This window comes from Klebsiella sp. KPN54798, from assembly GCF_021184225.1.
In the GTDB taxonomy this organism is placed as follows: Bacteria; Pseudomonadota; Gammaproteobacteria; order Enterobacterales; family Enterobacteriaceae; genus Klebsiella; species Klebsiella pneumoniae.
Window position 1 is genome coordinate 2,011,119 of the sequence record NZ_CP089234.1, and the last position, 13,305, is coordinate 2,024,423.

Sequence of the window (13,305 nt, forward strand, 5' to 3'; positions counted from 1 at the left end):
TTTCATTTTCAGCTGGCGGCTTTTTTCGTCATGCTGAGAATAAACAGCACCGCGGCGCAGAGCACCACCGACGGCCCGGCCGGGGTATCATAGAAAGCCGAGAAGGTTAACCCGCCGGTAACGGCCAGCATGCCCACGCCCACCGCCACGGCGGCCATCTGCTCCGGCGTACGGGCAAAACGGCGGGCGGTGGCGGCCGGGATAATCAGCAGGGAAGTAATGATCAGCGCCCCGACGAACTTCATCGCCACGCCGATAGTCAGGGCGGTGACCAGCATCAACAGCAGCTTGACCCGCTGCAGCTTCACGCCGTCGACAAACGCCAGGTCCGGACTGATGGTCATCGCCAGCAGATTCCGCCACTGCCAGAGCAGAATGCCAATCACAATCACCACGCCAATGGCAATGGCGATCAGGTCCTGCGGCGTAACCGCCAGCAGATCGCCGAACAGATACGCCATCAGATCGACGCGGACGTTAGACATCAGACTGACCACCACCAGCCCCAGGGACAGCGCGCTGTGCGCCATGATGCCCAGCAGGGTATCGATCGCCAGATGCGGTCGTTTTTCCAGCCACACCAGCCCGCCGGCCAGCAGCAGGGTCACGACGATCACCGCATAGAACGGATTGACGTTAAGCAATAAACCGAAAGCGACGCCGAGCAGAGACGCATGCGCCAGCGTGTCGCCGAAATAAGACATGCGGCGCCAGACCACAAAGGAGCCCAGCGGACCAGCGGCGCAGGCCAGCATCATCCCGGCAAGCCAGCCAGGTAACAGAAGTTCAATCATTAGCGGCTGTTTCCCCGACGCAGTACAATTCGCCCCTGAAGGTCGTGGCGGTGATTATGGTGGTGGCGGTATATCCCCAGCTGTTCCGCGCCGCGCGGTCCGAACATGGAGATAAACTCCGGGTGCATGGAGACCACCTCCGGTGCGCCAGAGCAGCAGATATGCTGGTTCAGGCACAAAACTTCGTCGGTTTTGGCCATCACCAGATGCAGATCGTGGGATACCATTAGCACCGCGCAGTCCAGTTCATGGCGCAGCTGGTTGATAAGATCGTAGAGCGCCACCTGGCCGTTGACGTCAACACCCTGGGTCGGTTCATCCAGCACCAGCAGCTGCGGACGGTTGAGCAGGGCGCGGGCCAGCAGTACGCGCTGCGTTTCGCCGCCGGAGAGCTTTTGCATCGGCGCATCGATCAGATGCCCCGCCTGCACGCGCTTCAGCGCCGGCAGGATGTCGTCTTTACGGGTGCCCGGGCGCAAACGCAGGAAGCGGCTAACGGTCAGCGGCAGCGTGGCGTCCAGATGCAGTTTCTGCGGCACATAGCCGATGCGCAGGCGTGCGTCACGCTTGATAACACCCTCTGTCGGTGCTACCAGCCCGAGAACCACCCGCACAAGGGTCGATTTGCCGGCGCCGTTGGGGCCCAGCAGGGTTAAGATTTTGCCTGGCGTGAGAGCCAGCGAGATGTCAGACAACACGCGGCGTTGGCCAAAGGCCACCGAGACATTTTCCAGCGTTACAAGGTTTGTCATAGTAATTTAGGGGTTGCACAAGCTAGTGAATGTTATAATATCACATCACACTCACTTATTTCGATGACTAGACGCATTATGTTACATAAAAATACGCTTCTTTGCGCTGGACTTGGCGCTGTTTTTTTGTTCGCGCAGGTACCGCTGGCCAGCGCCGCCGTGGTGACTTCTATGAAACCGCTGGGCTTTATTGCGGCGGCCATCGCCGATGGGGTGACCGAGACCCAGGTGCTGCTGCCCGATGGCGCCTCCGAGCATGATTATTCCCTCCGTCCTTCTGATGTAAAACGCTTACAGAACGCAGACTTAGTGGTGTGGATTGGTCCGGAAATGGAAGCCTTTATGGATAAGTCGACGCAAAGCATTGCGGCGAATAAAAAGGTGACGATTGCCGAGCTGGATGGGGTCAAACCGCTGCTCATCACCGGGGCGGACGACGATGACGATCACCATGGTCATGACCATGGCGCAGCAGAAAAAGGTGACGGCGATCACCATCACGGTATTTACAATATGCATCTGTGGTTATCCCCAGAGATAGCGCGGCTTTCGGCGGTTGCAATCCACGATAAATTATTGGAACTTATGCCGCAGAGTCGAGCCAAACTCGACAGCAACCTGCAGCAGTTCGAGACCGCGCTGGCGGCGACCGACAAGCAGGTGAGCAATGAGCTGGCACCGCTGAAAGGGAAGGGCTATTTCGTTTTTCATGACGCCTACGGTTACTTTGAAAAACACTACGGTTTGACCTCGCTGGGGCACTTTACCGTCAACCCTGAAATACAGCCCGGTGCGCAGCGTTTACACGAAATCAGAACACAACTGGTTGAGCAGAAAGCCACTTGCGTTTTTGCTGAGCCACAGTTCAGGCCAGCGGTTATCGAAGCTGTTGCCCGGGGCACGTCTGTGCGCATGGGGACCCTGGATCCACTGGGGACAGGAATTACGCTGGGTAAAACGAGTTACCCGCAATTCCTCACCCAACTGGCGAATCAGTATTCGAGCTGCCTGAAAGGAGATTAACGAGGAAGTGAATACGTGCAACAGATAGCCCGCGCTGTCACTCAGGCATTCAACAATTTGCCACGACCTCATCGCGTCATGCTGGGGTCGCTTAGCGTTCTTACCTTAGCGGTCGCCGTCTGGCGACCCTACATTTACCACCCGGAATCCGCCCCCATCGTCAGAACCATTGAACTGGAAAAAAGCGAGATCCGTTCCCTGCTGCCGGAAGCCTCCGAGCCGATCGACCAGGCCCCGCAGGAAGAAGAAGCCATTCCTCAGGATGAGCTCGACGAAAAAGCCGATAGCGATGCCGGCGGGCACGAATATGTGGTGTCGACCGGCGATACGCTCAGCAGTATTCTGAACCAGTACGGTATCGATATGGGCGATATCGCCCAGCTTTCCTCCGCCGATAAAGAGCTGCGCAACCTGAAGATTGGCCAGCAGCTCTCCTGGACCCTGACCGCCGACGGCGATCTGCAGAGCTTGACCTGGGAGATGTCCCGCCGCGAGACCCGCACCTATACCCGTGTGGATAACGGTTTTAAAATGAGCAGCGAGCTGCAGAAAGGCGATTGGGTCAACAGCGTGCTGAAGGGCACCGTCGGCGCCAGCTTTGTCTCCAGCGCGCGTGATGCCGGGCTGACCAGCACGGAAATCAACGCGGTGATCAAGGCCATGCAGTGGCAGATGGATTTCCGTAAGCTGAAGAAAGGCGACGAATTCTCGGTATTGATGTCGCGCGAAATGCTCGACGGCAAACGTGAGCAAAGCCAGTTACTCGGCGTGCGTCTTCGCTCTGACGGTAAGGATTACTATGCCATCCGCGCCGAAGACGGCAAATTCTACGACCGCAACGGGACGGGTCTGGCGAAGGGCTTTATGCGCTTCCCAACGGCGCGTCAGTTCCGCGTCTCCTCTAACTTTAATCCGCGTCGTCTGAACCCGGTCACTGGCCGCGTCGCGCCGCACCGTGGCGTCGATTTCGCGATGCCGCAGGGAACGCCAGTGCTGGCGGTGGGCGATGGTGAAGTAGTCGTGGCCAAACGCAGCGGCGCTGCCGGGTATTACGTCGCGATCCGCCACGGCCGCACCTATACCACTCGCTACATGCACCTGCGTAAGCTGTTAGTGAAGCCGGGGCAGAAAGTGAAGCGCGGGGATCGCATTGCGCTGTCGGGGAATACCGGACGCTCTACCGGGCCACACCTGCACTACGAAGTGTGGATCAACCAGCAGGCGGTCAACCCGCTGACGGCTAAGCTGCCGCGTACCGAAGGGCTGAGCGGTTCCGACCGGACCGACTATCTGGCGCAGGTCAAAGAGGTCGTTCCGCAGCTGCGGTTTGACTAACCACCGGTCAGTGGAAAGCCGGTGCCCCAGGGCGCCGGCTTTTTCTTTTGTAGGATACCCGACGTCTCGCTACACTATCCCATTATCTTGATTAAGCAGTCGATCTGCGGATTGGGCATGGAAACGAAAAAAAATAATATTGAGTTTATCCCTAAGTTTGAAAAATCCTTTTTACTGCCGCGCTACTGGGGCGCCTGGCTGGGGGTCTTTGCCTTCGCCGGTATTGCGCTGACGCCGCCATCCTTTCGCGATCCGCTCCTCGGCAAACTCGGTCGTCTGGTAGGGCGTCTGGCGAAAAGCTCGCGCCGCCGGGCGCAGATTAATTTGCTGTACTGCTTCCCGGAAAAAAGCGAGTACGAGCGGGAAGCGATTATCGACGCCATGTATGCCTCGGCGCCGCAGGCGATGGTGATGATGGCCGAGCTGGGTCTGCGCGATCCGCAGAAAATCCTTGCCCGCGTCGACTGGCAGGGGAAAGCGATCATCGACGAGATGCAGCGCAATAATGAGAAGGTTATTTTTCTCGTTCCGCATGCATGGGGTGTGGATATCCCGGCGATGCTAATGGCCTCCGGCGGGCAGAAGATGGCGGCGATGTTCCATAACCAGGGTAACCCGGTGTTCGATTACGTGTGGAATACCGTGCGTCGTCGTTTTGGCGGGCGTATGCACGCGCGCAACGATGGGATCAAACCGTTTATTCAGTCGGTGCGCCAGGGCTACTGGGGCTACTATCTGCCCGATCAGGATCACGGCGCCGAACACAGCGAGTTTGTGGATTTCTTTGCCACCTACAAGGCCACGCTGCCGGCGATTGGCCGCTTAATGAAAGTATGCCGCGCCCGCGTCGTACCGCTGTTCCCGGTCTACGATGGCAAGACGCACCGCCTGACGGTGCTGGTGCGCCCGCCGATGGACGATCTGCTGGACGCTGACGATACGACCATCGCCCGGCGGATGAACGAAGAAGTGGAAGTGTTTGTTAAGCCGCACACCGAGCAGTATACCTGGATCCTGAAGCTGCTGAAAACGCGCAAGCCGGGTGAAATCGAGCCCTATAAACGCAAAGAGCTGTTCACGAAAAAGAAATAAAAAAAGCCTCCGTCAGGAGGCTTTTTTATCTCTACCGTGCTTACTCGACGGTGAGGATACGGGTGGTGTTGGTGCTGCCGATGGTGCTCATCACGTCACCCTGGGTAACGACCACGAGGTCGCCGGAGACCAGATAGCCTTTGTCCCGCAGCAGATTGACGGCGTCGTGCGCGGCGGCCACCCCGTCATTCTGGCTGTCGAAGAACACCGGCGTCACCCCGCGGTAGAGGGCGGTCAGGTTCAGGGTGCGCTCGTGGCGGGAGAGGGCGAAAATCGGCAGACCGGAGCTAATGCGCGAAGTCATCAGCGCGGTACGGCCCGATTCGGTCATGGTGATGATGGCGGTGATGCCTTTCAGGTGGTTGGCGGCATACATCGCCGACATGGCAATCGCTTCTTCCACGTTGTCGAACTGGACGTCCAGACGGTGTTTGGAGACGTTGAGGCTAGGGATTTTTTCCGCGCCCAGACACACGCGCGCCATCGCGGCCACGGTTTCCGAAGGATACTGACCGGCAGCGGTCTCCGCGGAGAGCATCACCGCATCGGTACCATCCAGCACGGCGTTGGCCACGTCCATCACTTCCGCGCGAGTCGGCATCGGGTTGGTGATCATCGACTCCATCATCTGGGTGGCGGTGATGACGGAACGGTTCAGCTGACGGGCACGACGGATCAGCGCTTTCTGGATGCCCACCAGCTCAGGATCGCCGATCTCGACGCCGAGGTCGCCACGGGCAACCATTACCACATCGGAGGCGAGGATCACGTCGTCCATCGCATCCTGATCGCAAACCGCTTCGGCACGCTCAACTTTGGCGACGATTTTCGCATCGCAGCCGGCATCGCGCGCCAGGCGACGGGCGTAGTTCAGGTCTTCGCCGCAGCGCGGGAAAGAGACGGCCAGGTAGTCGACGCCGATTTTAGCGGCGGTGACGATATCAGCTTTATCTTTGTCGGTCAGCGCTTCGGCAGACAGGCCGCCGCCCAGCTTGTTGATCCCTTTGTTGTTGGACAACGGGCCGCCGACGGTCACTTCAGTGAAAACTTTCATCCCCTGAACTTCGAGGACTTTCAGCTGCACGCGACCATCGTCGAGCAATAAGATATCGCCCGGCACGACGTCCGCCGGCAGGCCTTTATAGTCGATCCCGACTTTCTCTTTGTCGCCTTCGCCTTTGCCAAGGTTTGCGTCGAGCAGGAATTTATCGCCGACGTTGAGGAAAATTTTGCCTTCTTTGAAGGTCGATACGCGAATTTTTGGTCCCTGGAGGTCGCCGAGGATGGCCACATGACGGCCCAGTTTTGCCGCAATCTCACGCACTTTGTCGGCACGGAGCTGATGATCTTCCGGGGTGCCGTGAGAGAAGTTCATACGTACTACGTTTGCGCCCGCGGCGATAACCTTTTCCAGGTTGTTATCGCGGTCAGTTGCCGGGCCTAAGGTAGTAACGATTTTGGTTCTGCGAAGCCTTCTGGACATGTAATACTCCGTTGACTGATACAACTTTGGTGTTGCGTGAACATGGATTCGGTAGCGCCAGCCTGCAACGTCGCACAGCCGGATCGTTATCGAAGGTGTAATGGGGTACTGCTTGTTATCAACTTTTATTGATTATCACTGGGTACGAATGGTTCTTTATCAAAACGCGATTCCTTCAGCGCTTCCTTGACCCTCTTCAAGTTATCTCTGAATTTTGCCCCCCGACGCAAGGTAAAGCCAGTCGCCAACACGTCAATGACGGTCAACTGGGCCAAACGGGAGACCATCGGCATATAGATGTCGGTATCTTCCGGCACATCAAGGGTAATGGCGAGCGTGGCTTCCCTGGCTAGCGGCGTCCCGGCGGAGGTGAGAGCGATCACCATGGCATCGTTTTCACGAGCCAGCTGCGCCAGCTCCACCAGGCTCTTGGTTCTTCCGGTATGCGAGATAATCACCACCACATCATCGTCATCGCAATTCATACAGCTCATGCGTTGCAGGACAATGTCGTCGGAATAGATGACCGGCACGTTAAAGCGGAAAAATTTGTTCATCGCGTCGTGAGCGACCGCCGCTGAGGAGCCGAGGCCGAAAAAGGCGATTTTTTTGGCCTGAGTCAGCAGATCCACCGCGCGATTTACCGCCGACATGTCGAGAGAATGGTGCACCTGATCTAAACTCGCCATGGCCGATTCGAATATTTTTCCCGTGTATGACTCAACGCTGTCGTCTTCATCGACATTCCGGTTAACATAGAGCGTGCCGTGCGCAAGGCTCTGGGCCAGATGCAGTTTGAAGTCAGGGAATCCGCGGGTTTCGAGACTACGGCAGAAGCGATTGACGGTCGGTTCGCTAACCCCGGCCTCAAGGGCGAGGGCGGCGATGCTCGAATGAATGGCCTGCTCGGGGGTGGCGAGGATCACTTCCGCCACTTTGCGTTCAGATTTGCTAAGGTGTTCCAGTCGGGACTGGATTTTTTCCAGCATGTTCATTAGTAACAGGGCGCTCATCAATGGAAACGATTTCATTAATGGGTGAAATCATTGGGCGTTTTAGCAAGAATATACCCTCCGCAAGCGCAAGCGGTGAGGAATGACGTGAAATGATGTTGTTTTTTTTCATTACATGATCAGGGTCGTATTTTACTGACCTGAACCAGGTACAAACAACGAACAATAACGGCCGAATGCCCAAATCATCGCCGAATGTTTTCACCCTGTGCGGTTTTACCGCCGCAAACGAAGGGGAAGGCTTTCGGGAAATACGTAAACACAGTACAGTGCAGTGTAAGAAAATTACAAATATAGCCTGGCAAAAGCACCAGACTATCAACTGAGGAGAATGACATGGCGGTAACGCAAACGGCCCAGGCATGCGACCTGGTCATTTTCGGCGCGAAGGGCGACCTGGCGCGGCGTAAATTGTTGCCTTCCCTGTATCAGCTTGAAAAGGCGGGCCAGATCCACGCTGACACCAGAATCATTGGCGTCGGCCGTGCCGACTGGGATAAAGCGGCTTATACCAAAGTCGTGCGCGAAGCGCTGGAAACCTTCATGAAGGAAAAAATTGATGAAGGTTTGTGGGATACCCTGAGCGGACGCCTGGAGTTCTGTAATCTTGACGTCAATGACACCAGCGGCTTCACCCGCCTGGGTGAGATGCTGGATCAAAAGAACCGTGTCACCATCAACTATTTCGCTATGCCGCCGAGCACCTTTGGCGCGATCTGTAAAGGGCTGGGCGAAGCGAAGCTTAATGCCAAGCCTGCGCGCGTGGTCATGGAAAAACCGCTCGGCACCTCGCTGGAAACCTCCCGTGAAATCAACGACCAGGTCGGCGAGTTTTTTGAAGAGTGTCAGGTCTACCGTATCGACCACTATCTCGGTAAAGAGACGGTCCTCAACCTGCTGGCGCTGCGCTTCGCCAACTCCCTGTTCGTCAATAACTGGGACTGCCGCACCATCGATCACGTCGAAATCACCGTCGCGGAAGAGGTGGGTATTGAAGGGCGCTGGGGTTACTTCGACCAGGCCGGGCAGATGCGCGACATGATCCAGAACCACCTGCTGCAGATCCTGTGCATGATTGCCATGTCGCCGCCGTCCGATCTCAGCGCCGACAGCATCCGTGATGAAAAGGTCAAGGTGCTGAAATCCCTGCGCCGTATTGACCGCTCCAACGTGCGCGAGAAAACCGTTCGCGGCCAGTATACCGCCGGCTTTGCCCAGGGCAAAAAAGTGCCTGGCTATCTCGAAGAGGAGGGGGCCAACAAGACCAGCAACACCGAAACCTTCGTGGCGATCCGCGTCGATATCGATAACTGGCGCTGGGCTGGCGTACCGTTCTATCTGCGCACCGGCAAACGTCTGCCGACCAAATGCTCAGAGGTAGTGGTTTACTTCAAAACCCCGGAACTGAATCTGTTTAAAGAGACCTGGCAGGAGCTGCCGCAGAACAAGCTGACCATTCGCCTGCAGCCGGACGAAGGGGTAGATATCCAGGTACTGAACAAAGTGCCGGGCCTCGATCATAAACATAACCTGCAGATCACTAAACTGGATCTGAGCTACTCCGAAACCTTCAACCAGACGCACCTGGCCGATGCCTATGAACGTCTGCTGCTGGAGACCATGCGTGGCATCCAGGCGCTGTTCGTTCGCCGCGACGAAGTAGAAGAGGCGTGGAAATGGGTTGACTCCATTACCGAAGCCTGGGCAGCCGACCGCGATGCGCCGAAACCGTATCAGGCCGGGACCTGGGGACCGGTTGCGTCGGTGGCCATGATCACTCGCGACGGTCGTTCATGGAACGAGTTCGAGTAAGGCTGGAGGCTAATCCGTCAGGGTTATTTTACCGGTAACATGATCTGACGCAGAAAGTCGCACGCTTTTTAATCTTTTAAGCCCCGTGAGGATTCACCCACGGGGCTTTTTTTATTACACTGCCTGCAGACATTTTGCCCCTGAGCGCTGGTGTTTGTGGCCTTTACCACGTCAACACGTCATCACGCAGCGGCCGGACAGATAAAAATTTGAGGAGCCTTTATGAATTCGACAATGTTACGGGTAACAAATCGCATTATCGAACGGTCGCGTGACACCCGCGCGGCTTACCTCGCAAGGATTAACCAGGCCAAAACCGACACCGTGCATCGTGCGCAACTGGCCTGCGGCAATCTGGCTCACGGATTCGCGGCCTGCCAGGCTGACGACAAAGCCTCCCTGAAGAGCATGTTGCGCAACAACATTGCCATCATCACCTCCTACAACGACATGTTGTCCGCTCACCAGCCCTATGAACACTACCCGGAGATCATCCGCAAAGCGCTGCACAGCGCCAATGCGGTCGGCCAGGTCGCCGGCGGCGTGCCGGCGATGTGCGACGGCGTAACGCAGGGGCAGGACGGGATGGAGCTTTCACTCCTGAGCCGCGAGGTGATCGCTATGTCCGCCGCCATCGGCCTGTCGCATAACATGTTCGACGGGGCCCTGTATCTCGGGGTCTGCGATAAAATTGTTCCCGGTCTGACCATGGCGGCGCTCTCATTTGGCCATCTGCCGTCGGTCTTTATTCCCTCCGGTCCGATGGCCAGCGGCCTGCCGAATAAAGAGAAGGTTCGCATTCGCCAGCTGTATGCAGAAGGGAAAGTTGACCGTATGGCGCTGCTGGAGTCCGAAGCCGCCTCTTATCACGCGCCGGGGACCTGTACTTTCTACGGAACGGCGAACACCAACCAGATGGTGGTCGAATTTATGGGCATGCAGCTGCCGGGCTCGTCCTTTGTCCATCCGGATGCTCCGCTGCGGGAAGCGCTGACCGCCGCCGCCGCGCGCCAGGTCACCCGCATGACCGGCAACGGCAATGAGTGGATGCCGCTGGGCAAAATGTTTGACGAAAAAGTGGTGGTCAACGGCATCGTGGCGCTGCTGGCGACCGGTGGCTCCACCAACCACACTATGCACCTGGTGGCGATGGCCCGCGCGGCGGGAATTATCATTAACTGGGACGATTTCTCCGACCTGTCAGACGTGGTGCCGCTGCTGGCGCGCCTCTATCCCAACGGCCCGGCGGATATCAACCACTTCCAGGCGGCAGGCGGCGTTCCGGTACTGGTGCGCGAGCTGCTGAAAGGCGGCCTGCTGCATGAGGATGTTCACACCGTGGCCGGCTTTGGCCTGTCGCGCTACACCCTGGAGCCATGGCTGAATAACGGCGAGCTGGACTGGCGCGAAGGGGCGACAGCGCCATTGGACGACCAGGTCATCGCGACCTTTGAAAAACCATTCTCCCGCCACGGCGGCACCAAGGTGCTGAGCGGCAACCTGGGACGCGCGGTGATGAAAACTTCGGCGGTCCCGGTGGAGAACCAGGTGATTGAAGCGCCGGCGGTGGTATTCGAGAGCCAGCACGACGTGTTGCCGGCCTTTGAAGCGGGGCTGCTGGACAAAGACTGCGTGGTGGTGGTCCGTCATCAGGGGCCAAAAGCGAACGGGATGCCAGAATTACATAAACTTATGCCGCCACTTGGTGTATTATTGGACCGCCGTTTCAAAATAGCGCTGGTGACCGATGGCCGACTTTCTGGCGCCTCCGGTAAAGTCCCGTCAGCCATTCACGTCACGCCTGAAGCGTATGATGGCGGCTTGCTGGCGAAAGTGCGCGATGGCGATCTTATTCGCGTGAACGGACAGACGGGGGAACTGACGCTGCTGGTGGATGAGGCCGAACTGGCGGCGCGTCAGCCGCATATCCCTGACCTCAGCGCGTCGCGCGTGGGAACCGGTCGGGAGATGTTTGGGGCGCTGCGTGAGAAGCTCTCTGGCGCGGAGCAGGGCGCAACCTGCATCACTTTTTAAGACGATTTAATTTCTAGATCTGGCGAGAGAAAATCCTGATGAAAAACTGGAAAACAACAGCAGAAGCAATCCTCACCTCCGGTCCGGTTGTCCCGGTTATCGTAGTGAAAAAGCTGGAACACGCGGTACCGATGGCGAAAGCGCTGGTGGCGGGCGGCGTTCGCGTGCTGGAAGTTACCCTGCGCACCGAGTGCGCCCTGGAGGCGATCCGCGCGATTGCCAAAGAAGTTCCGGACGCGATTGTCGGCGCGGGCACGGTTACCAACGTTGAGCAGTTGAAAGCGGTAACGGAAGCCGGCGCGCAGTTCGCTATCAGCCCGGGTCTGACCGAATCCCTGCTGAAAGCGGCGACCGAAGACGGCACCATCCCGCTGATCCCGGGGATCAGCACGGTATCTGAGCTGATGCTGGGTATGCAGTATGGCCTGAAAGAGTTTAAATTCTTCCCGGCGGAAGCCAACGGCGGCGTGAAAGCCCTGCAGGCGATTGCGGGTCCGTTCGGCCACATTCGTTTCTGCCCGACCGGCGGTATCTCTCCGGCCAACTACCGTGACTACCTGGCGCTGAACAGCGTACTGTGCATCGGCGGTTCCTGGCTGGTGCCAGCCGACGCCCTCGAAGCCGGCGACTACGATCGCATCACCACCCTCGCGCGAGAAGCGGTGGAAGGCGCGAAATAAACCACGCCTCCAGGTCAACAACCCGGTCTGCGGCAACGCGACCGGGTTTTTTTGTCTTTACCCTTCGACGATGACCGCCGCGGCTGCGGCTTTAGCCCGCGCCACGGCCTCTTCGACTGAATCGGCGACGGCGAGGGTTACCCCCAGGCGGCGGGTACCGTCAATCTCCGGCTTGCCGAACAGACGCAGCTGCAGGCCAGCTCCGACGGCCGACTGCAGCTGGCCAAAGCTGACGTTCTGGCTGGACAACTGCGGAAGGATCACCGCGGAGGCGGCCGGGCCATACTGGCGGATAGCGCCGACGGGTAGCCCGAGGAAGGCGCGAACGTGCAGGGCGAATTCCGAGAGATCCTGGGAGATAAGCGTCACCATCCCGGTGTCGTGTGGTCGCGGGGAGACTTCGCTGAAGATCACCTCGTCGCCGCATACGAACAGCTCCACGCCAAACAAACCATAACCTCCCAGCGCCAGCACCACCTTGCGGGCGATGGTCTGGGCACGCTCGAGGGCCAGGTCGCTCATCTGCTGCGGCTGCCAGGACTCGCGGTAATCGCCGTCTTCCTGACGATGACCAACCGGAGCGCAGAAATGCACGCCATCGACAGCGCTGACGGTGAGCAGGGTGATTTCGAAATCGAAGTTCACCACCCCCTCGACGATCACCCGTCCGGCGCCAGCGCGGCCGCCCTGCTGCGCATAGCGCCAGGCTTCGCTGAGCTGGTCAGCCGAGCGGATAAAGCTCTGGCCTTTGCCGGAGGAGCTCATCACCGGTTTAACGATGCATGGCAAACCGATCTCGGTAACCGCCGCGCGGAAGCCTTCTTCGCTGTCGGCAAAACGATAGCGGGAAGTGGGAAGCTGCAGCTCTTCCGCCGCCAGGCGGCGAATGCCTTCGCGGTTCATGGTGAGCTTTGCCGCCCGCGCCGTGGGGACCACTTTCTGCCCGGCCTGTTCCAGTTCGACCAGGGTGTCGGTAGCGATAGCTTCGATCTCCGGCACGATGTAATCGGGTTTTTCCTGTTCAATCAGGGCGCGCAGGCTCTCGCCGTGCAGCATATTGATGACGTGGGCGCGGTGGGCGACCTGCATCGCCGGGGCATCGGGGTAGCGGTCTACGGCGATGGTTTCAATGCCCAGACGCTGACATTCAATAGCGACTTCTTTACCCAACTCGCCGGAACCTAACAGCATAACTTTGGTGGCTGCCGGGCGCAGCGCGGTGCCTAATACAGTCATAACTCTCATCCGCAGTAAAAAAAGATGGCAGCGATTATAAACGAAAACGTT

General features: G+C 58.1%; 12 protein-coding genes. 7 read left to right on the forward strand and 5 right to left on the reverse strand.

Features of this window, described 5'->3' with window-relative positions:
• Window positions 1–8: 8 nt before the first annotated feature.
• Together znuB and znuC are read right to left on the reverse strand one after the other, a co-directional pair.
• Window positions 9–794 carry a zinc ABC transporter permease subunit ZnuB gene (gene znuB, locus LPQ25_RS09575; protein ID WP_004899157.1) on the reverse strand — a complete coding sequence of 262 codons (786 nt, stop codon included), beginning with the start codon at window positions 792–794 and terminating at the stop codon, window positions 9–11.
• The gene (znuC, locus tag LPQ25_RS09580; protein WP_004197828.1) at window positions 794–1,513 is read right to left on the reverse strand and encodes a zinc ABC transporter ATP-binding protein ZnuC; all 720 of its coding nucleotides are present in this window, start codon (window positions 1,511–1,513) and stop codon (window positions 794–796) included. Before znuC ends, znuB begins: the two co-directional genes overlap by 1 nt.
• A 111-nt stretch (window positions 1,514–1,624) precedes the next feature.
• On the opposite strand from znuC, the gene znuA reads away from it, so the two are divergent.
• The 3 genes from znuA to lpxM all read left to right on the forward strand — a co-directional run bounded on the left by znuA (window position 1,625) and on the right by lpxM (window position 4,996).
• On the forward strand, window positions 1,625–2,569 hold the full coding sequence (gene znuA, locus LPQ25_RS09585) for a zinc ABC transporter substrate-binding protein ZnuA (RefSeq protein ID WP_004180437.1): 945 nt from the start codon (window positions 1,625–1,627) through the stop codon (window positions 2,567–2,569).
• Window positions 2,570–2,584: 15 nt separating this feature from the next.
• Window positions 2,585–3,904, forward strand: coding sequence for a murein DD-endopeptidase MepM (gene mepM, locus LPQ25_RS09590; protein ID WP_002911444.1), 1,320 nt, complete (start codon window positions 2,585–2,587; stop codon window positions 3,902–3,904).
• A gap of 117 nt (window positions 3,905–4,021) precedes the next feature.
• Window positions 4,022–4,996: a lauroyl-Kdo(2)-lipid IV(A) myristoyltransferase gene (gene lpxM, locus LPQ25_RS09595; protein ID WP_015874947.1), complete on the forward strand. Its 975-nt coding sequence runs from the start codon at window positions 4,022–4,024 to the stop codon at window positions 4,994–4,996.
• A gap of 40 nt (window positions 4,997–5,036) precedes the next feature.
• Here lpxM and pyk read toward each other — a convergent pair whose 3' ends face one another.
• The gene (gene pyk / locus LPQ25_RS09600; protein WP_002911440.1) at window positions 5,037–6,479 is read right to left on the reverse strand and encodes a pyruvate kinase; all 1,443 of its coding nucleotides are present in this window, start codon (window positions 6,477–6,479) and stop codon (window positions 5,037–5,039) included.
• Window positions 6,480–6,604: 125 nt separating this feature from the next.
• Window positions 6,605–7,510 (reverse strand): MurR/RpiR family transcriptional regulator, encoded by a 906-nt coding sequence (locus LPQ25_RS09605; RefSeq protein ID WP_004145555.1) that lies wholly within the window; start codon window positions 7,508–7,510, stop codon window positions 6,605–6,607.
• A 158-nt stretch (window positions 7,511–7,668) separates the two neighbouring features.
• On the opposite strand from LPQ25_RS09605, the gene LPQ25_RS09610 reads away from it, so the two are divergent.
• The 4 genes from LPQ25_RS09610 (at window position 7,669) to LPQ25_RS09625 (ending at window position 12,018) form a co-directional block, all read left to right on the forward strand.
• Window positions 7,669–7,818 (forward strand): hypothetical protein, encoded by a 150-nt coding sequence (locus tag LPQ25_RS09610; protein WP_004145554.1) that lies wholly within the window; start codon window positions 7,669–7,671, stop codon window positions 7,816–7,818.
• Between the two features lie 10 nt (window positions 7,819–7,828).
• The gene (gene zwf / locus LPQ25_RS09615) at window positions 7,829–9,304 is read left to right on the forward strand and encodes a glucose-6-phosphate dehydrogenase (protein WP_002911427.1); all 1,476 of its coding nucleotides are present in this window, start codon (window positions 7,829–7,831) and stop codon (window positions 9,302–9,304) included.
• Between the two features lie 222 nt (window positions 9,305–9,526).
• Window positions 9,527–11,338 carry a phosphogluconate dehydratase gene (edd, locus tag LPQ25_RS09620; RefSeq protein ID WP_002911425.1) on the forward strand — a complete coding sequence of 604 codons (1,812 nt, stop codon included), beginning with the start codon at window positions 9,527–9,529 and terminating at the stop codon, window positions 11,336–11,338.
• Window positions 11,339–11,376: 38 nt separating this feature from the next.
• Complete coding sequence (locus LPQ25_RS09625; RefSeq protein WP_002911423.1) at window positions 11,377–12,018, forward strand: bifunctional 4-hydroxy-2-oxoglutarate aldolase/2-dehydro-3-deoxy-phosphogluconate aldolase; 642 nt, start codon at window positions 11,377–11,379, stop codon at window positions 12,016–12,018.
• A gap of 57 nt (window positions 12,019–12,075) precedes the next feature.
• Here LPQ25_RS09625 and purT read toward each other — a convergent pair whose 3' ends face one another.
• Window positions 12,076–13,254, reverse strand: a complete 1,179-nt coding sequence (purT, locus tag LPQ25_RS09630) for a formate-dependent phosphoribosylglycinamide formyltransferase (protein WP_004151450.1) — start codon at window positions 13,252–13,254, stop codon at window positions 12,076–12,078.
• Between the last annotated feature and the right edge of the window lie 51 nt (window positions 13,255–13,305).